The organism is Nocardia sp. NPDC049149, assembly GCF_043197455.1.
In the GTDB taxonomy this organism is placed as follows: Bacteria; Actinomycetota; Actinomycetes; order Mycobacteriales; family Mycobacteriaceae; genus Nocardia.
Genome location: NZ_JBICTD010000002.1, coordinates 110,102 through 128,740, shown reverse-complemented (window position 1 = coordinate 128,740; position 18,639 = coordinate 110,102). Strand labels below are relative to the sequence as shown.

At 67.2% G+C, this 18,639-nt stretch carries 18 protein-coding genes; 12 read left to right on the top strand and 6 right to left on the bottom strand.

The features are described 5' to 3' along the window. Positions 1-115: 115 nt before the first annotated feature. Positions 116-1,666 carry a (2,3-dihydroxybenzoyl)adenylate synthase gene (locus tag ACGFNJ_RS06320; protein ID WP_393445877.1) on the bottom strand — a complete coding sequence of 517 codons (1,551 nt, stop codon included), beginning with the start codon at positions 1,664-1,666 and terminating at the stop codon, positions 116-118. 158 nt (positions 1,667-1,824) lie between these two features. On the opposite strand from ACGFNJ_RS06320, the gene ACGFNJ_RS06315 reads away from it, so the two are divergent. The 4 genes from ACGFNJ_RS06315 to ACGFNJ_RS06300 all read left to right on the top strand — a co-directional run bounded on the left by ACGFNJ_RS06315 (position 1,825) and on the right by ACGFNJ_RS06300 (position 5,531). Then, positions 1,825-2,634: an SDR family oxidoreductase gene (locus ACGFNJ_RS06315; RefSeq protein ID WP_393444056.1), complete on the top strand. Its 810-nt coding sequence runs from the start codon at positions 1,825-1,827 to the stop codon at positions 2,632-2,634. A gap of 39 nt (positions 2,635-2,673) precedes the next feature. Then, positions 2,674-3,321, top strand: coding sequence for an isochorismatase family protein (locus tag ACGFNJ_RS06310; protein ID WP_393444054.1), 648 nt, complete (start codon positions 2,674-2,676; stop codon positions 3,319-3,321). Position 3,322: 1 nt separating this feature from the next. Beyond that, positions 3,323-4,630 (top strand): lysine N(6)-hydroxylase/L-ornithine N(5)-oxygenase family protein, encoded by a 1,308-nt coding sequence (locus tag ACGFNJ_RS06305; RefSeq protein ID WP_393444052.1) that lies wholly within the window; start codon positions 3,323-3,325, stop codon positions 4,628-4,630. Positions 4,631-4,814: 184 nt separating this feature from the next. After that, positions 4,815-5,531 (top strand): hypothetical protein, encoded by a 717-nt coding sequence (locus ACGFNJ_RS06300; RefSeq protein ID WP_393444050.1) that lies wholly within the window; start codon positions 4,815-4,817, stop codon positions 5,529-5,531. Between the two features lie 142 nt (positions 5,532-5,673). Here the strand turns inward: ACGFNJ_RS06300 and ACGFNJ_RS06295 are convergent, their stop codons facing one another. Further along, entirely contained in the window at positions 5,674-6,633 is a 960-nt protein-coding gene (locus ACGFNJ_RS06295) for an esterase/lipase family protein (protein ID WP_393444048.1), read from the bottom strand. A 197-nt stretch (positions 6,634-6,830) separates the two neighbouring features. Between ACGFNJ_RS06295 and ACGFNJ_RS06290 the strand changes: the two genes are divergently transcribed. Continuing rightward, positions 6,831-7,652: a class I SAM-dependent methyltransferase gene (locus tag ACGFNJ_RS06290; protein ID WP_393444046.1), complete on the top strand. Its 822-nt coding sequence runs from the start codon at positions 6,831-6,833 to the stop codon at positions 7,650-7,652. A gap of 48 nt (positions 7,653-7,700) precedes the next feature. Here the strand turns inward: ACGFNJ_RS06290 and ACGFNJ_RS06285 are convergent, their stop codons facing one another. Then, positions 7,701-8,861 (bottom strand): GDSL-type esterase/lipase family protein, encoded by a 1,161-nt coding sequence (locus ACGFNJ_RS06285; RefSeq protein ID WP_393444044.1) that lies wholly within the window; start codon positions 8,859-8,861, stop codon positions 7,701-7,703. Between the two features lie 47 nt (positions 8,862-8,908). Then, positions 8,909-9,970, bottom strand: coding sequence for an amidohydrolase family protein (locus tag ACGFNJ_RS06280; protein WP_393444042.1), 1,062 nt, complete (start codon positions 9,968-9,970; stop codon positions 8,909-8,911). 114 nt (positions 9,971-10,084) lie between these two features. Between ACGFNJ_RS06280 and ACGFNJ_RS06275 the strand changes: the two genes are divergently transcribed. Then, on the top strand, positions 10,085-10,654 hold the full coding sequence (locus ACGFNJ_RS06275; RefSeq protein ID WP_393444040.1) for a TetR/AcrR family transcriptional regulator: 570 nt from the start codon (positions 10,085-10,087) through the stop codon (positions 10,652-10,654). A gap of 44 nt (positions 10,655-10,698) precedes the next feature. Here ACGFNJ_RS06275 and ACGFNJ_RS06270 read toward each other — a convergent pair whose 3' ends face one another. Next, on the bottom strand, positions 10,699-11,211 hold the full coding sequence (locus tag ACGFNJ_RS06270; RefSeq protein ID WP_393444038.1) for a DUF664 domain-containing protein: 513 nt from the start codon (positions 11,209-11,211) through the stop codon (positions 10,699-10,701). A gap of 748 nt (positions 11,212-11,959) precedes the next feature. Here ACGFNJ_RS06270 and ACGFNJ_RS06265 point away from each other — a divergent pair. Beyond that, positions 11,960-13,129, top strand: coding sequence for a lipase family protein (locus ACGFNJ_RS06265; protein ID WP_393445875.1), 1,170 nt, complete (start codon positions 11,960-11,962; stop codon positions 13,127-13,129). 106 nt (positions 13,130-13,235) lie between these two features. Here ACGFNJ_RS06265 and ACGFNJ_RS06260 read toward each other — a convergent pair whose 3' ends face one another. Then, positions 13,236-14,105, bottom strand: coding sequence for a DUF2268 domain-containing protein (locus ACGFNJ_RS06260; protein WP_393444035.1), 870 nt, complete (start codon positions 14,103-14,105; stop codon positions 13,236-13,238). A 230-nt stretch (positions 14,106-14,335) separates the two neighbouring features. Between ACGFNJ_RS06260 and ACGFNJ_RS06255 the strand changes: the two genes are divergently transcribed. From ACGFNJ_RS06255 to ACGFNJ_RS06235, 5 genes are all read left to right on the top strand, one after another. Then, positions 14,336-15,334 (top strand): diiron oxygenase, encoded by a 999-nt coding sequence (locus ACGFNJ_RS06255; protein ID WP_393444033.1) that lies wholly within the window; start codon positions 14,336-14,338, stop codon positions 15,332-15,334. Positions 15,335-15,507: 173 nt separating this feature from the next. Further along, the gene (locus ACGFNJ_RS06250) at positions 15,508-15,735 is read left to right on the top strand and encodes a hypothetical protein (protein WP_393444031.1); all 228 of its coding nucleotides are present in this window, start codon (positions 15,508-15,510) and stop codon (positions 15,733-15,735) included. 48 nt (positions 15,736-15,783) lie between these two features. Further along, positions 15,784-16,806 carry an ArsR/SmtB family transcription factor gene (locus ACGFNJ_RS06245; RefSeq protein WP_393444029.1) on the top strand — a complete coding sequence of 341 codons (1,023 nt, stop codon included), beginning with the start codon at positions 15,784-15,786 and terminating at the stop codon, positions 16,804-16,806. Between the two features lie 132 nt (positions 16,807-16,938). After that, positions 16,939-17,877, top strand: a complete 939-nt coding sequence (locus ACGFNJ_RS06240) for a DMT family transporter (RefSeq protein WP_393444027.1) — start codon at positions 16,939-16,941, stop codon at positions 17,875-17,877. Positions 17,878-18,013: 136 nt separating this feature from the next. After that, the gene (locus ACGFNJ_RS06235; protein WP_393444025.1) at positions 18,014-18,577 is read left to right on the top strand and encodes a dihydrofolate reductase family protein; all 564 of its coding nucleotides are present in this window, start codon (positions 18,014-18,016) and stop codon (positions 18,575-18,577) included. Positions 18,578-18,639: the final 62 nt, after the last annotated feature.

Below are 18,639 nucleotides of genomic sequence, written 5' to 3'. Positions count from 1 at the left end.
TTGGTGTTTTTCTTTTTGTTTTCTGGGGGGGGGGGGGGGGGGGGGTGGGGGGGGGGGCCGGGGGGGGGGGGGGGGGGGGGGGGCGGCCCCCCCCCCCCCCCACGGCAATTCGTCGTCAGGACTGGCTGACTCGCGCGCTCAGCTCCGCCCGCAGCGACCGGCGGCTGATCTTGCCGACGCCGGTCTCGGGGAAGCTGTCGACCACCTCGAGCAGATCGGGGATCTTCCAGGTCGCCACGCCGCGTTCCCTGACGAACTTGCGGATCTGTCCGAGCGCGGGCGGGGTGGTCGGATCGGCGGCGAGCACGAACACGCAGCTGCGTTCGCCGAGATGCTCGTCCGGCACCGCGACCACGATCGCGTCCCGAATCAACGGATGGTCCAACAGATGTGCCTCGATCTCCTCGGCCGAGATCTTCTCGCCGCCGCGGTTGACGCGATCACCGAGCCTGCCCTTGACCACCAGGTTGCCGTCCGGGCGCAGCGCGACGACGTCGCCGGTGCGATACCACCCGTCCTCGGTGAACGATGACGCGTTCGCCTCGGGATTGCGGTAGTAGCCGCGAATCGTATACGGCCCCTTGGTGATCAGCAGGCCGTCGACACCGGGCGGCACCGGATCGCCGTTCTCGTCGACCACCGCGATCCGGTCGTGCGGTGACATCGGGCGGCCCTGGGTGGCCAGGATCACGTCGTCGGGATCGTCGAGCCTGGTGTAGCAGACCAGACCCTCGGCCATGCCGAAGACCTGCTGGAGTTGCACCCCGAGCGCGGGTCCGATGCGCCTGGCCAGCTCGTCCGGGCAGCGGGCGCCGCCGACGAGCAGCACCCGCAGGCTCGAAAGGTCGTACGCCTTGCTGTTTTCCGCGCGTTCGACCCAGAGCCTGGCCAGCGGCGGCACCAACCCGGTGATGGTGACCTTGAACTGCTGGATGGCGGTGAAGGCGGTGGTCGGTGATGGATCGATGGCCAGCGCCACCGTGCCGCCCGCCCACAGCGCGCCGAGAATGCCGGGCGAGCTCATCGGGAAGTTGTGTGCCACTGGCAAAGCCGCGAGATAGACGCTGCTGCTGTCCAGCCCGCAGAGCTCGGCGCTGCGGCGCACGCTGTACAGGTAGTCGTCGTGGGTGCGCGGGATGAGCTTCGGCGTCCCGGTGCTGCCGCCGGACAGCTGCAGGAACGCGACATCGGCGGCGGCGACCGCAGGCAGTTCCTTCGGCACCCGCCGCAGTGCGTCGAGTGCATGCGTGCCGCCGGGCAGTCCCGGCTTCCCCCGGTCCGGCACGATGATCAAGTGCCGCAGGTCCGGTGCGTGATCGCGGAGGATCGCGGCGAGGGTGGCGTGGTTGAACGTCTGGTGGTGATGGCAGGTCACCATGGCGACCGCGCCGCTCGCCTTGGCGATCGGGATCAGCTCGGACTGCCGATGCGCAGGCAGGCAGAAGACCGGAAGCGCGCCTGCGTAGAAGAGGCCGAAGATCACCTCGACGAACTCGGCGATATTGGGCAGTTGCACCAAAACCCGGTCACCAGGGCCGATTCCGAGGTCGATGAACCCGGCGGCGAGTGAGCGCGCGCGGGCGTCGAGCTCGGCGTAGGTCCAGCGGTGCCGGTCGTCCAGCACTGCGATGGCATCCGGCGAGATCGTCGCGCGGGCGGTCAGCATGTCGCCGAAGGTCTCGCCGGACCAGTACCCGAGCGCGCGGTATTCCGTGGCTTCGGTTGCAGGCCAAGGGGTTAGGTCTGATTGAGACGGCACTGTCGAGCTCCTCTGCTTGGCATGAGAGTTTTACTTTCGCGCAGAATTAAGGTTAGGCTAAGCATATGCTTAGTTACCCTGAAGGGGGAGGGGCCGTCATCGTGACGGGCGCCGCAGGGGGCATCGGCCGGGCGGCCGCAGAGATCTTCGCGGCCAGGTCGACAGCTCCGGTGGTGCTGTGGGATCACGATCCGGCGGTGCACCGCACCGCCGCCGACATCCGGGCGACCGCGGCAGGATGCACAACGCACGCGGACGTGGTCGACGTCACCGATGCCGACTCGGTGGATCGTGCGTTCGCCGCGGTGACCGAGCGGTTCGGTCGCATCGAGGCCGTCGTGCATGCGGCGGGTGTGCTGGAAACCGGCGAGGTATCGGAATTGACCGGGGCCCAATGGGATCGGTGCCTCGCGGTGAACGCGACGGGAACGATGCACGTGACCCGCAGGGCCGCCGCGGTGCTCGCCGCGGCAGGCGGCGGATCGATCGTGGTCGTCACCTCCAATGCGGCAACAACGCCGCGGGTCGGCATGGCCGCCTACGGCGCGTCCAAAGCGGCGGCAACGGCATTCGCCATGGCGCTCGGACTCGAAGTGGCCGCGGCGGGCGTCCGGGTGAACGTGGTGTCGCCCGGCTCCACCGACACTCCCATGCTGCGCGGCATGTTCGCCGAGGGCGGGGTCGAACTCCCCGAGGCCGCTCGTGATCGGGTTCTTGCCGGTGATCTCGGCAGCTTCCGCCTCGGCATTCCGCTGCGCCGAGTCGGGCAGCCCGAGGACGTCGCCGAATCCATCTACTTCCTGACATCCGACCGTGCGCGGCACATCACCATGCACAACCTGCGCGTCGACGGGGGCGCCACTTTCGATGCCTGACTCGACCGCCGTTTCGTCTGCCAGAACAGGAGATCACCGTTGGCCATCCCGCCGATAGCCCCGTATTCGCTACCGACGCGCTCGGACATCGCGTCGAATCAGGTGGCGTGGTCACTGGATCCGTCGCGCGCCGCGCTGCTCATTCACGACATGCAGCGATACTTCATCGACACCTACGAGTCCGATCGCGACCCGATCCTGACCGCGACCGCGAACATCCAGCGCCTGCGTAAGCAGTGCGCGGACGCGGGCATCCCGGTGATCTACACCATGCAGCCCGGTGACCAGCACCCCTCTCGGCGCGGCATTCTCGCCGATTTCTGGGGCAGCGGACTCGCCAACGGACCCGCCACCGAGGTCATCGCCCAGCTGACGCCCGGCCCCGGCGACATCCAGGTCACCAAGTGGCGCTACTCCGCGTTCCAGCGGACCGACCTGCGCGAGCTGCTGAACCACTACAACCGTGATCAGCTCGTCATCACCGGCGTGTACGCCCACATGGGCTGCATGCTCAGTGCCGCGGACGCGTTCATGAACGACATCAAGCCGTTCGTCGTGCTGGACGCGACCGCGGATTTCGGCCGCGACGAGCACGTGATGGCGATGAACTATGTTGCCCGCCGCTGTGGCGCGGTGACCACGACCGACGCGCTCGAAAACGCGCTGCAGCACTCGAATGCGGCCTGAGATGACCGAGGTCGCGTCCGAGGAGATCGTCGACATCGCCGGGATCGGTTTCGGGCCGTCGAATCTGGCCTTGGCCATCGCGCTGGAGGAGCACAATCAGAGCCTCCCGCCCGCGCAGCGGCTGACCGCACGGTTCGTCGAGGCCAAGGAGCGCTTCGCCTGGCATCCCGGGATGCTGCTGCCCGGCGCGACGATGCAGATCTCGTTCCTCAAAGATCTTGTTACGCAGCGCAATGCGCGCAGCCGGTACAGCTTCCTGAACTATCTGCAGGAACACGAGCGGCTGACCGACTTCATCAACCTGCAGACCTTCCGCCCGACCCGCCTCGAGTTCCAGGACTATCTGCGGTGGGCGGCGCGGACGGTGTCCGCCGCGGTCGACTACGGCACCACGGCCGTCGAAGTGACCGCGGCCGGTGAGTGTTTCGAGATCCGGCTCGACGGCCGCGCCGGCGGAGTCTTACGAGCGCGGAATATCGTGGTGGCCGTGGGTCTTTCGGCTCGGCTGCCGGAGGGTGTGACGGCGTCGGCGCGGATTTTCCACAGCCACCGGCTGTTGCCGCAGCTCGAGGCACTTCCACCCTTGCGGCACAACAGGTTTGTGGTGATCGGGGCAGGGCAGAGCGCCGCGGAGGTGGTCGGGCACTTGCACCAGGGTTATCAAGATGCCTGTGTCCATGCGGTTTTCGGCAAGTACGGGCTCAGTCCGGCGACCGACAGTCCGTACGCGAACCGGATCTTCGACCCCGCCGCGGTCGACGACTTCTACGCCGCGTCGCCGGAGTTGCGGCGGCAGTTGATGAGTTACCACCGCGGCACCAACTATTCGGCGGTGGAACCGGGGCTGATCGATCAGCTGTACGCGCACGAGTACGCCGAGCGGGTTGCGGGCAACCGGCGCCTGTTCATGCACGGCGCCTCGATCGTCGCCATGGTTGCGGAGTCGAACGGCGAGGTGCGCGTCGATGTGACGCACGGGCCGACCGGCCTCACCGAGACACTGCTCTGTGATGCTGTGGTGTGCGCCACCGGATTTCGGCCCGGCGATATCCGTGCCGTGCTCGGCGGGCTCGCCGCCTCGGTGGCCTTCGAGGCCGAAGGCGCACAGGTGACACGGGACTACCGGCTGGTGCCGACGGCGCCGTTGCCGGGTGATATCTATCTGCAGGGCGGTGTCGAGCACACTCACGGGTTGTCGTCGTCGCTGCTGTCCAACATTGCCGTGCGTACCGGGGAAATCGTGCGGTCGGTCGCCCGTTCGGCGGCCGCCGCCCGCGTCGATCGCTCCGGTGATCGGGCAGGGAGGTAGCGCCGCGCCCGAAGCACGCGCCGCCGACTGGCGCCACTGCCGACACCTCGTTGCCGAGCCGGGCATCCGAGGCGATGACGCACGTCACAGTCGGTTCGACCGGCGAAAACGACGGTGTTGAAAGTTTAGGACTGCCTACCCTAAGCTCGCCGCGTCCCGACCACACCAAAAAAGGATTTACAGAATGTCGATGAGGAACCTAGCCGCGACAGCCATCACGCTGATCGCCGCGCTCGGTGTTGCCGCGGGCACCGCGGGCGCTGACCCGGCCGCCGACCCGGCCGCCGTCAACTTCACCGCTGAGGCCGTCGACGCGACGTCGGTCATCAAGACCGATTCGGGCTCGATGGTCGTCGAGGACGGCGTCTTCAAGATCAAGGCCGTCAATGGCGCCACCATCGCGGGCAGTGAGCTGAAGTTCCGGGTCGATGACTTCGAATTTCCGATCGCCGCGAACATCGCGGGCCGCACGGCGACGCTGACCCCGCAGCTCGACATGGACCACGCGGTGTACAAGCCGGTGGCACTGCCCTTCGAGGACAGCGCACCGTGGAAGACCCCGTACGACCGTGAGCAGGCCGCCTGGTCCCGGATGACCGGCACCATCAGCCTCGGCGCAGCCATGGGCACGCTGATCGGCGGTCTCGGTGGCGCGGCCGTCGGTTGTGTCTTCGGCGGTCTCGCCTTCGCCGTCATCGTCGCGGGCACCATCGCGGGGATGTTCGGTCCGTTCATCCCGGCCGCCGCGGTCGGCTGCCTCATCGGCGTCGCCGCCGTCGGTGCCCTCGGCACGGTCGCCGGCCAGATCCTGATCACGGCTCCGGTCGCGATCGGCGCGGCGATCCAGTACTTCACCACGATCAACCAGCCGTTCAACCCGCCGGCGGCCCCGGCCAAGTAAAACCGGTGTGCCGCTGCATGTTCAGTAGGTAGCACCCAGAAACTGCCTCGAGGCAGGCATACGGTTCGGCGGGGTCTCGCGTTCGGAGGCACGACCCCGCCGAATCGTCTTTTTAGTCGATAGTGGTGAGGCCCTTGTCGATTCAGCTGTTCGGTGGGGTGGTCGTGCAGGTGGGGCGCTGAGTAGTGGTCGGGTCGAGCGTATTGAGCACGAGCTGAGCGACCACCCTGTCGTACGGCAGCAGCAAGTGGTCGGTCAGGTCGTTGGGGCAGTACTCCTGGATGAGATGGTTGGTGACCTTCGGCGCCTGCAGGAAGCCGCTCGAGTACGGGACGATGTAGTCGTCGTGGCGGGTGATGATGTTGGTGTAGTTGACGCCGGGCACGGCGGCGCTGCCCTCGTTGAGCTTGCGCAGGAAATCCGAGCCTGCCTGAATCTGCCCGCAGGAGGCGCACACCGGCTCGACGACGGACCGCGGTGGCGGGGTCAGACCCAAGCGGCCGACGAACGCGGTGAACAAGGACGCGAACGCGGGTGAGGTGGTGCCGTTCCAGCCGGGGCCGATCGAGACGAGCCTGGCGACCTTGTCCGCGCCGCCGAGAACCTTGGTGTAGTAGGCCGAGACCAAGCTGCCTTGCGAGTGCGCGACGAGGTCGACCTCTTGCGCGCCGGTCGTGGTCCGCACCCGGTCGACGAACTCCCGCAGTTGCTGGGCGCTCTGCTCGATCGGGGTCAACCCGCCGAGTTCGCCGAGGGGGCCGGGCATGTCGGGGAGGGTGCCGTAGGTGGGCGCGAACACGCAGTAGCCGTTGTTCGCCAGCAGCGGGGCCATGGCCCCCCAGTCCAGCCGCACCGTCTCCGGCCCACCGTGCACGAGCACCACCGGATTGGGATGCTGCGGCGATGGCGCACACGACCAGTCGTTGGCGCCGGGCGGCGGCGAGCCGGGGTGATCGTTCTCGAAGGCCACCGCATCGCTGAACATGTAGGAGACTGGAAGCGGAGTCCGCGATCCGCCCGGATCGCCCGCCGCGGCAGGCGATGTCAGCACTCCGACGATGATCGCGGCAACGGTTACGCAGACCCTGGGGGTTAGGCGCATATGGACCCCTTTCTGGTCCAGAGTCCAGACCACGGACGTTGCCGGACCATGGCCGCAGAAAAACAGACCGGTTGCTATCTTGTTGATTTCGCGTCGGCCGAGCATCAGGTGGTTTCGTGTGTATCAGCACGTACGCTGTCGCGGCTTCGAGTTAACAAGGGCTACACGATGTTCGAGGTGGGACGAAGGGTGCGCCAGTGAGTGAACGGGAAGAGCAACTCGCCAGGCTGGCCCGCGGCTGGGACGAGGCGGTCACCGGATACGAGTCCTACTACGTGCCCCGGTTCGCGCCATGGGTGCGCGACGGGGTCGACGCGGTGATCGCAACGGCGCTGCCAGAAGGGCCGGTGCTCGTCCCGTGCTGCGGCACCTTCCCTGAGCTGGACGCGCTGGTCGCGCAGTTCCCCGACCGGGAGATCGTCGGCATCGACCTGTCCGCGGGCATGGTCCGGCGGGCCAGGGAACGCGCGGCGGACCACCCGAGGGTGCGTGTCGTCGAAGGTGATGCCTCCACCCTCGATCCCCGCTGGACGGGCCGGTGCGCCGCGGTGGTGTCGATCTTCGGCCTGCAGCAGCTGCCCGAGCCGGATGTGGCGTTGCGCTCGTGGACGGCGGCACTGCGGCCGGGCGGCAGGCTGTCCGTTGTCTTCTGGCCGAGCAACACCGAATCCGACGGCCCGTTCGCGCTGCTGTCCGAGGTGCTGCGCGCGCGGATACCGGCGGGCGACCGGTCATGGGAGCATCGGCTGGTCGACGCGATGACGGCCGCGGGCGCCGCCACCGCACGAGACGAACTGCGCACCCACCCGATGACCCACCCCGACGCCGCCACCTGTTTCCACGCGCACACCAGCTCGGGTCCGTTGCGCGCACTGGCCGACGCACGCGGATCCCTCTTCATCGATCAGCTGCGCAATGACTTCCTCCGCCGTGCCCCTGCGGGGCCGTGGACTCACCATCCGCGCGCCCGCCACCTCGTCGCCGACGCCGTGGACGGGGTCCGGCCGGAAACGCTATAGGGCAGAACGGGTTCGGAAGCCACGGCGCAGCAGCGTGCCGCCGACCACTCAGTTCGCGGCGAGCGGCCCGTTCGTGCCGAAGGCGATGTCAGCGAACCGCGCACCGATGCGGTGGTGCGCGGCGGTGTCCGGGTGCAGCTCGTCGGGCAGCGGCAGCTCGGCGTAGTCCGGTTCTCCGTACAGCGTGCGGCCGTCCAGGTAGTGCAGGTTCGCGTCCTCGGCCGCACGCTGTTCGACGATGCGGGCGAGCTCGTCGCGAATGACGTTGAGCGTCAGCTTTCCGGCCGCGCGCTCGGCCGGGTCGCCGGTGGCGCGGAATCGCACCCGGGTGCCGTCGAATTCGAGGGCGCCGGGACCGGGGGTGTCCTCGTGGATCGGGCAGAGCACGGGGGAGACGATCAGCAGCGGCGTGCTCGGGTGACCGTCGCGGATGGTGTCGAGGTAGCCGTGCACCGCAGGGGTGAAGGCGCGCAACCGCAGCACGTCGGTGTTGGTCAGGTTGATGCCGATCTTCAGGCTGATCCGATCCGCGGGGGTGTCGCGGATGGTGCGGGCGACGAACGGGTCGAGCAGGCTGTTGCCGCGCAGGCTCAGGTTGATCAGTTCGACGCCGCCGCGGGCCGCGGCGACGGCGGGCCAGCTCGCAGTCGGGCGATCGGCGTTGGAGCCGTGGCTGATCGAGCTGCCGTGGTGCAGCCAGACCAGGCGTCCCCGGTCCGACGCCTGCTCGACGGCCGCGTCGGTGCGCAAGGCGACCAACTCGGTGATCTCCGTGTGCGGCAACCAGATCTCGACATCCTTCGGTGCGGCGGACAGGCCGGCGAACCGGATGGTGCCGACCGAGCCCGGCTCGGTGACCGTCGACTGGGTGGCCATGTCGACGAGGTGACGGATGCCGCCCGGCACGTGGCCGTGGCCACTCGGCTGTCCGTCCACGAGCAGTTCGTACACGCCTGCCGCAGGCTCGGGGGCGCCGCAGTAGCCGGTCCGCGTCGGCAAGGCGTCCAGCTCGATGACGGTCGCCGCGGTCCGGAACGCCAGTCGCACGCCGGTGGGCTGTGCCTCGACCATCCTCAGATAGTCGTCGGGGAACTGCTGGCGGGCCCAGGTGGGCAGCCGGTGCGGCAGGACGCCGGTGGCGGTGTGTTCTACATCGATGGCGCCACGCAGGAGCGCGGAAGTAATAGGGGTGGTGATCAATTCGGTCATGTCAGGTCCTTCCATGGTGGCGCGCAAGCGGACTCACGGCGCGTGGTTCATGGCGTCAGTCGATAGGTGCGGCAGGCGGTTCCGGCGAACATCGCGGCGAGTTCGGTGTCCGAACCGCCGGTGGCGAGCCGCTTGAACGCGTTCCACAGCGTCAGGTAGCCGGTGCCGATCTTGTCGACGGGGAAGTTGCTTTCGAACAGGCAGCGGTCGGGGCCGAAGGCGTCGATGCAGGTCTCGAACCATGGACGCCACAGTGCGGCAAGCTGTTCCGAGGTCGGTGGTGCGGCGGCGGTCCGGTAGTCGAAGGCGGCGGCGCTGGCGACGATGCCGCCGAGTTTGCACACGACGTTCGGTCGTCGCGCTACCTCCCTGATGCCGCGGGCCCAGGTGTCGAAGTGCTCGGCCCGATTGTCGGCGTACGGTCCGAAGCCGAGCGGCGCACCGCAGTGATTGAGCACCAGCCGGAGTTCGGGGAGCGCGTCGGCCAGCCCGGCGGCGTCGGCGAGCTGCGGGAACAGCAGCCACAGGTCGAGTGTCATGTCCCGCTCGACGAGCAGGCGTGCGCAGTCGAGGACCACCGGCTCGGCGAGCAGGTGCGGCCGCGCGCCGGGATGGCTGAGCTGGATCTTGTCGCTCGCATCCCAGCTGGCTGAGTAGCGCAGGCCGCGGAACCGGCCTCGGCCCGCGGCGAGGTGATGCTCGATGACGTTGTCGACGATGTCCGCGCCCAGTGCGAAGTCGGCACGCCCGATGATCCCGGCCGCCACCTTGGTCGGGCTGCCTGCGGCGTCGCTGGCGGTGGCCAAGGCGGCGATGGTTTCGGTTTCGCCGACCGGCCGCAGTTCGGTCGGACCGGTGGTGCGGTAGGCCGACATGCACTCGGCGTGCACCGTGGCGACCACGCGGTGGCCGCTGCCGGTGTCGGCCGCGAACTCCTCGCGGAGATAGCGGAACCCGGGCTGGTACCAGAGGTGATGGTGCGCGTCGACGATCGGCAGCGTCGGCAGCAGGATCTCTTCGTGCTGCTGGCGCGCGAGCCAGGCCGCGTCCGGCGGATAGATCCGGCCGAACTCGGTCGGGCGGGTGGTCTGGGAAACCCGCGTGGTCATGGTGGAGGGCTCCCCTTCATCCGTGTTCGCTCGCTGTTTTTACGAGTGCATACGCTAAACTACCTAGAGTTACTAGGCAAATAGATTAGAGATGTCGGCAAATGAGGAGAAGGTATGGCACGGGCACGGATGAGCGGCGAGAGCTTGATCGAGGCCGCGGCTGAGCTGGCCGACGAGGTCGGTTTCGACAACGTGACCGTCTCCGCGCTGGCCCGCCGTCTCGGCGTCAAGGACGCGAGCCTCTACTCCCGCCTCGACAACGCGCGCGATCTGCGGGCGAAGGTCGCGGTGCTCGCACTGGCCGAACTGGCCGACAACGTCGCCGACGCGCTGGCGGGCCGCGCAGGCAAGGACGCGCTGGTGGCCTTCGCGAACGCCTACCGCGACTACGCGAAGCACCATCCGGGGCGCTACGCCGCGACGCAGTTCCCCCTCGACCCGGAGACGGCGGCCGCCAGCGCTGCCCGCTGCCACGCGGAGATGACCAGGGCGATCCTGCGCGGGTACGACCTGGCCGAGCCCGACCAGACCGATGCGATCCGCCTGCTGCACGGCACCTTTCACGGGTACGTCAGCCTGGAGCGGACCGGCCGCTACGACAGTCATCCCCGCAGTGTGGAGGATTCCTGGCGGCGCGCGTTGGATGCGCTCGACTCGGTGCTCAGGAACTGGCCGCCGGCCTGATCCCTGTGGGTCTGGTCAGCAACCGTGATCAGACAGACCCTGATCTACCTGCGGCGCAGCAGGACTCCGCGGAGGAAGGCCGCCTGGCCCGCATGCTGGATGTCGTCGTCGACGACGCTGATCAGTCGGACGCCAAGGGTGACAGGGGGATTCCAGCGGGTGTCGACGATGCGGGGGAGGTCGGCGTCGGTGAGGCCCGCGACGTAGCCGAGTGTCTGCGCGTGCACTGCGTCGTAGTAGCCGAGCAGCAGCTCCGCCGACACCGCGTCGAGGTGGGCGATGTCGGCCGGTTCGTCGCCGTAGCCGGTGGCCGCGTCGTCGAACGGCAAGTCGAAACGCGCGGCCCAGCCTGCCGAGGTCCAGACCTGTTCGAGGCCTGCGACATCCGCGATGTGGTCGTCCTGCACCCTGGTGAGGTGCCAGGCCAGCCAGGCGATGGAGTTCGCGCCAGGATCGAGGCGGGCGGACAGCTCGTCGCGGGTGAGTCCGGCGACCGCCGCGTGCACGTTGTCCTTGATGCGGCCGAAGGCGTCGGCGAGCAGGTCGGCACTAGTCATGGTGGAGTCCAATCGTGCAGGGGCGGCGGTTATTCCACCTCGGGTGACGCGATCCACAGTAATGGGGGTGTGGCTATCAATGGGCAACGCCTGGCGGCCCCGGGTCCTGGGGAAATGCACAATGATCCTGGTCTGTCGGCCAATTCGAGGTGTGCCCGCGATTGCTCGATGCGGTGAATTTCGACGGAGCCCGCCGTGATCGGCGCGTTAACAACGGGAGTCGTACGGCGTAGCAATGGACCGTTTGGGCCGTCGCTATTACTCTGACCGAGCGACACCGTCGGTCACGACAAAACTCGGGAGTGTGCCAGACTCGGATATCACCGGTATTCACAGGAAAACTCTGACGGAAACAGACAATTCGACGCCTGCCACGCGATCAGCGGCCGGGCGGATCGATAGGTGCCGAGGCCGAGGTTGGCATAGTGCCACACCGAAAGTGCCTGGCCTGAGGCTTGTTCGGCTCGACAGACAGTCCGGGATGGGGGAGCTGGCCATCCTGGACCCCGCGCCATGCGGACCAATGCAATTCATATAAACATGCAGATGTCGACGGCGCTGTCGAACCGGCTCGGCCATTTCTAATTACGAGTTAAGTTCCGCTTAACGGCCGCGCGTTTGAAATGTAGACACCATAGAATTCCCGCGATGCAGTGGAGGTAGGACACCAGTGGGCAGAAGACTTTTCCGGCAGGCGAGCAGTGGCAGGAAATTCCCGTCGCTGCGCGCCGCGTTGGGCGTGCTGACGATGGGCGCGGTCATGGTCTCCGCGGGCACGGTGACCGCGAGCGCACAGCCGGTCTGGCCGAATCCGGACCCAGACCCGTTCTACGCGGCGCCCGCCGACATCGGCAGCAAATCCAACGGTGATGTGCTCGGCGTCCGTCCGATGCCGGGCCTGTGGTTCTTCCCCGGCGCCAAGGTCACCCTGGTCAAGTTCCGCTCGACCAACTCGGCGGGCAAGCCGATCGCCGCGACCACCACGGTGCTGACGCCGCTGCTGCACCGCGCCGACGCGCCGCTGCTGAGCTTCCAGCACATCATCAACGGGCTCGGCACCCAGTGCGCGATCTCGCACGGCCTCTACGCCAACGACCCGAACTTCATCGTTCCCTTCGCGCCTGCGTTGAACGTTGCGCTGCAGCGTGGTTGGAGCGTCGCGCTGCCCGATCACCTCGGCCCCAACAGCGCCTACGGCGCGGCGAAGCTGGGCGGCAAGATCACCCTCGACGGCATCCGTGCCGCACAGCGACTGCCGGAACTCAGCCTCGGCAAGAGCCCGGTGGCGCTGTCCGGCTACTCCGGTGGCGGCATGGCGACCGCATGGGCGGCCGCCCTCGCGCCGAAGTACGCGCCGGAACTGAACATCGTCGGTTCCGCCCAGGGTGGTGTCCCGATGAACCTGACCACGATGGGTTGGGCCATCGGCCACAACAAGCACCCGGCGTTCGGTCTCGGCATGGCAGCCGTGGTCGGCCTGGAGCGTGAATACCCCGATCGGTTGCCGATGAGCAGCGCGTTGAACGATCGTGGCATCGCCGCGGTCAACGCCATCGCCAACTCCTGCACCAATGACCTGCTCGCGAAGGGCGTCGGCCACGACCTCGACGAGTACGCGAAAGACTTTGTGCTCGCCAACGACCCGAAGGCATGGGCGGTCGCGGACGAGAACAGCGTCGAGCTCTACGACGGTGTTCCGGAGACGCCGATCTTCGAATGGCATTCGCCGCAGGACAACGTCATCCCGCTCGACGCGATCATCAAGACGAACCGTCGGTACTGCAACGCCGGGGTGAAGGTGCAGGCGGAGCTGTACCCGACGCCCGACCACCTGACCGCCGCCGAGCTCGGCATTCCGTCGATGCTCAACTGGCTCGACGGACGGTTCCGCGGGGTGCCCGCGCCCAGCAACTGCTGACAACCGCTCGGCTCTGATTCCGGCGCGGCCGGTCGACGCTCTCGTTGCGTCGGCCGGCCGCGTTGCGTTGCGCGGTCGAACAGTCCAGTCGCGCAAGCGGATCCGACTATCGAGTGGCGAGTGCGATGACTTCCGCAGCATCGACCAACAGGGCGTCGGGAGCCTGCTTACCGGTTTTCGCGAGATAGGAGTCGACCAGCCGGTTGCCGACGGCGTAGCCCGCGCCGGTCGGCAGGCCGACCGGGGTGCCGCCGAACTTGGTGGCGATCGCGTCACCGAGCACGTACGAGGCGAAATTCTCCATTCCCCGGATATCAAGGCCGGCAACGACTTTGTCGTACACCGCATCGTCGTGCAGCGACGACGTGCCGATCCTGGCGTAACCGAGATCGCCGTGCAGATGCCGGGCGAACGCGTCCGCGAGCCCCTCGCTGACGACGTGCTCGCCGACCGTCACCGTCGCCGGATCCCACCGCACGTTGCTGTAGCGCAGGTTGTGGTTCAGCTCGTGCGCGGCCGTCGCCTCCAGCCGTTCCAGGTTCTCCGCGCTCGGCCAGAACGCGAACCACAGATATCCCGACATGCCGCCACTCGCGGTCATGCCGAGCGCCACATCCATGAAATGCGCATCGGAGTTGTCCCCCAACACGATCAGCGCCGTGATGTCGGGAACCACGATGCCCGGCGTCGCCGCCAACTGCACCGCGAGCGCGCTGTTCAGCGCCCCCTCGATCCGCTCCCAAGCTCCTGCTTCGTGCAGCGTCGCCAGCCCGGCCAGCGCGCCATCGACTTCCCGATCGACCCGGAACCCACTGCTCATGTGATGCACCTGCACCAAATCCTGCGCACCAGGCATGTACTTGTACATGTCCGCCATCGGCTCGAGCATCGCCTGCAGTAGCGCCGGGCGATCAGCGAGCGGCGCCGTCAGGATGGCGCGCATGGAGCTATAGCTGTCCAACACCGTGATCGTCACGCCCGAAACGCTAAACCCTGACGCACCGTCGAGGTCAACCCATTTAGCGCGGGTCACCCAAGATCGACGGGCGCCTGCGGCGAGGAGTGCGGCGGTGACCGGGATTCTTCTCGCTCGGCATCGAAAAGTCACCGCTCAGCGATGCGGTCCGTTCTCTAGAAATAGGCGAGACAGGATGTTACTGTAAACGTGTGTCACATTAACCTCGAACTGGATATGAGGTAGACGTCATGGCAACTCAGTCGGCAACGGCGCCGTCGAGCACCGCGAAACAGGGCACCTACGCGGCCATCTTGACGACGCTGTCGGAAGGGTCGGTGAACAAGCACTTCGACCCGTTTATCGACATTGATTGGGAGTCGCCCGAGTGGGCGATCATCCCGAACGATCCGCGATGGATCCTGCCCGCCTCCGCCGATCCGCTCGGCGCGCATCCGTGGTACCTGGCGCTGTCCGAGGACCGCAAGATCGAGATCGGGATGTGGCGGCAGGCCAACATCGCGAAGGTGGGGCTGCAGTTCGAGCAGCTGCTCATCGGTGGGGTGATGAACTACCTGTTCGCCAAGGTGCCCAACGGATCTCGCGAATTCCGCTACCTCAACCACGAGGTCGCCGAAGAGATCAACCACACCCAGATGTTCCAGGAGATGGTGAACCGCATCGGCGCGGACGTGCCGGGGATGGGCCAGGTGATGCGGCTGCTCGGCTCGCTGGTGCCGCTGCTCGGCCGCTACTTCCCGACGACCTTCTTCGTCGCCGTCCTCGCGGGCGAGGAGCCGATCGACCACGTGCAGAAGTCGATGATCCGAAGCGGTGAGACCGTGCACCCGATCATGCGTGACGTGATGCGTATCCACATCGCCGAGGAAGCACGCCACATCTCCTTCGCGCACGAATACCTGCGCCACCGGGTCCCCGAACTGGGCTTCGTCCAGCGCAGCACGCTGTCGCTGGCCTATCCCATCATCATGTTCATCGCCTGCGACCTGATCGTGAAGCCGCCGCGCTCCCTGTTCAGCGAGTTCGACATTCCGCGTCACATCCGCCGAGAGTTGTTCTGGCGCAGCCCGGAAGCCCGCGCTCGTCGCCGCGACTACTTCGGCGAGGCCCGCATGCTCGCCACCGACATCGGCCTGATGAACCCCGTCGCCAAACTCCTCTGGCGCACCCTCCGCATCGACGGCAACCTCGCCCGCTACCGCGGCGAACCCATCCGCACCGCCGCCTGACCCACCCCACACCCTGAGCACGGCCGCACCCCTCGGCGGCCGTGCTCAGTTGTCTGCACTCCACACCATGTCCCGCCGAATCGTGCGGGTGTTTCGGCCTGGGCCGAATGTTGGTGCGTCAGTCGACTCCTCGTTCATAGGCTGGCTGAGTAGCAACGATGAGGAGTGCGGACATGATGAAAGATGTCGCGGCGCCAGGCCAAGGGGGCCTTGCGGTGGCGGTGGCCTGGATGGCCGATCGGGTCGGGGCGGAATGGACGGCGGGGCTGAAGCGGTTGGCATCGACATGGTCCCGGCGCGGTGAACCGGAGCTGATGGACGCGCGGGTTCGGCCGGATGCCAAGGATTTGTTGGTTCAGGTGGATCCGCTCGTCGCGGTTCGGTGGCGCGGTTCGTGGTGAGCACGCGTACGTTGGGACGGTATCGGTGCGGATGATGCGGGGCGATAGATGAAGCGAATCATTATGACGCCAGAGGATTTGCTGCGCATCCGGATCGGTGCGCCGCTCGGTGCCCTCGGCGAGACGATGCTGGCCAGCCGGGTCGTGCAGCGCAATAACGTGGCCGGGTTTTCTGGTTGGCGTAGTCAGGTGCGCGCGTCGATCCCCGCCGACTTCGGTGTGCTCGCGGACATTCTGCCCGTCGACGACGGGTTCCTCGATCTGATCACGCCCACCCGTGGTGCGCGTTCGATGTCCGCGGGAATCGAGGCGCTGCACCTGGCCTCCCGAGTCGAGTTGCGCAACGAGGTGGAGAGCGTCGTCCGGCACCGGGCGGAGTTCGGGCACAAGCCGCTGCCCGGCTGGATCGAGCAATTGTCCGGTCGTGACGGCACAGCGCGGCAGCATGTCGCGGCCGCCGTAGAGTCGTTCCATTCGGTGGCCTTCGGCGGCCGGTGGGCACACATTCAGGCGTATCTCGAAGCGGCGGCGGACCGGATGGCTCGCACCATGGCCACCGAAGGGGTGGAGCAAATGCTCGCCGGGCTGCACCCGCATGTGCGGTGGCGAGCGCCGGTCCTCGAAGTGCATCGGCATATCGAATGCTGCAACGAAAACCCCGAGGGCAGTGGGCTGATCATCATCCCGTCGCTGTTCGCGTGGCCCGAGCCGATCACGCTGCACTCGACCGTCGACGACGAAATGCCACTGACCCTGATCGTTCCCGTGTTGCGTGATATCGGCGATTTCGCGGCGGTCTGGGGTCCGCGCCCGACCAACGAGGCGTTGACCGCACTGCTCGGCCGGACAAGGGCGGCCGCTCTGCAGGTGATCGCGGAAGGGTGCAGCACGACCGAACTCGCACGGCGACTGGGTGTTTCACCAGCGACGGCCAGCGAGCACGCGTCGATCCTGCGCGAGGCCGGACTCGTCGACAGCTGGCGGCACCGCAATGCGATGCGGCACGAGGTGACGATGCTCGGCTCCGCATTGCTCGACGGTGATCTCGGCAGCAGCGCGCGGATCGCGTGAGTCTCGTCCGACAAGTGCGTTCGGGTGGGGCTCCAACCTCCTCCACGGCGGCCTCGGCACATGCGCGGATCGCCTGCTGCGTCGTCCGAAAACCGCGTGAGTTCTGGGTGGCGATGATCTAGCGTTCGGACAATGGATCGAGTTGTCGGGGCCGGTGACCGGAAGGCCCTTGCGGCTGCTGCCATCACCGTGGTGCTGTGGGCGTCCGCCTTCGTGTTCATTCGCGCTGCGGGAGAAGACTTTTCGCCGGGAGCGCTGGCGTTCGGTCGACTGCTGACCGCGTCGGTCGCGTTGGTGGCGATCCTGATCGTCACCGGGGAGGGGATGCCTGCGCGTGGTGCGTGGCGCGGCATTCTCATTTCGGGCGTGCTCTGGTTCGGGGTGTACATGGTGGCGTTGAACTGGGGTGAGCGCTACCTGGACGCGGGCACCGCGGCGATGGTGATCAACATCGGGCCGGTGCTGATCGCACTGCTCGGCGGACTCGTGCTCGGCGAAGGGTTTCCGGCGCGACTGATGGCGGGCATTGCCGTGTCCTTCGGCGGCGCGATCGTGGTCGGGCTGTCGAACTCCGGTGGCGGCAGCGCGGCGATCCTGGGTGTCGTGCTCTGTCTCACCGCCGCCGCGGCGTGGGCGGTCGCGGTGGTTGCCCAAAAGCCAACGCTCGCCCACGCTTCGGCGCTGCAGGTAACCACCGGCGGTTGCGTAGTCGGCACCATCGCGTGCGTCCCGTTTGCAGGCCAACTGGTCAGCGAAGCCGCCTCGGCTCCGCTCTCTTCGACGCTGAGCGTCCTCTACCTGGGCGTATTCCCCACCGCCCTGGCGTTCACCACCTGGGCCTACGCCCTAGCCCGCACCACCGCAGGCAAAATGGGCGTCACGACGTACGTGGTCCCCGCCCTCGTAGTCCTGATGTCCTGGATCGCCCTCCGCGAGGTCCCCACTCCGCTGGCTGTCGTCGGCGGCCTGCTGTGCCTGGCAGGCGTGGCCATCACCCGCTCCCGCCCCACCAAACCCGAAGACGCCCCACCTGAGGACGCCCCACCTCCACGCATCCCCAACCGCACCTGAATCGCCGTCCGTACGGCCGGTTCCCGGCGTTGTCGCGTCCGCGCCTGCGATCTGCGGCGAGTCAGCGATGAATTCCACGGCCCGCCGTCGTCTGATCGGGTAGGAAGGTCACTCGAAACCTGCGAAAGAGTTAACTATGTCTGTATCAGTGCTGGATATGTCGATGTCGCTCGACGGGTATATCGCGGATTCCGATGACTTCCTCGGGGGCGAGGACGGTGAGCGATTGCACCGGTGGGCGGAGGAGACCGACGCCGCCGGGCCGCACGCCCAGTTCCAGGAGGAGTGGAACGCCGCGGGTGCGGTGTTGTCGGGCCGACGGACCGCGGAGCTGATGGACCACTGGGGTGGCGATCACAACGGCCAACCGATCTTCGTACCAAGCCATCGCCCGCCTGCACCCGCCGCTCGCTGGGGTTATCCGCTGGTGACCTATGTGCAAGACGGCATCGAAAGCGCGATGGCACAGGCGAAAGCTGCTGCTGGGGAGCGAAATGTGCAGATACGCGGCGGCGCGTACACGGTGCGCGAGGCGTTGGCAGCCGGGGTGCTGGACGAACTGCAGATCCACGTGATTCCGGTGTTGCTCGGTCGCGGCCGTCGCTTGTTCGACGTATTGCCATCAGAGATCGAACTCGACATCGTCGAGGTGATCAACACGCCCGCGGCAACCCACATTCGCTACCGCGTCCGACGCTGAATCCAACCCACGCCCCGAGTGGCACATGGCTGCGGCAAAGTGCGAGAAGAGCTCTCCATGGT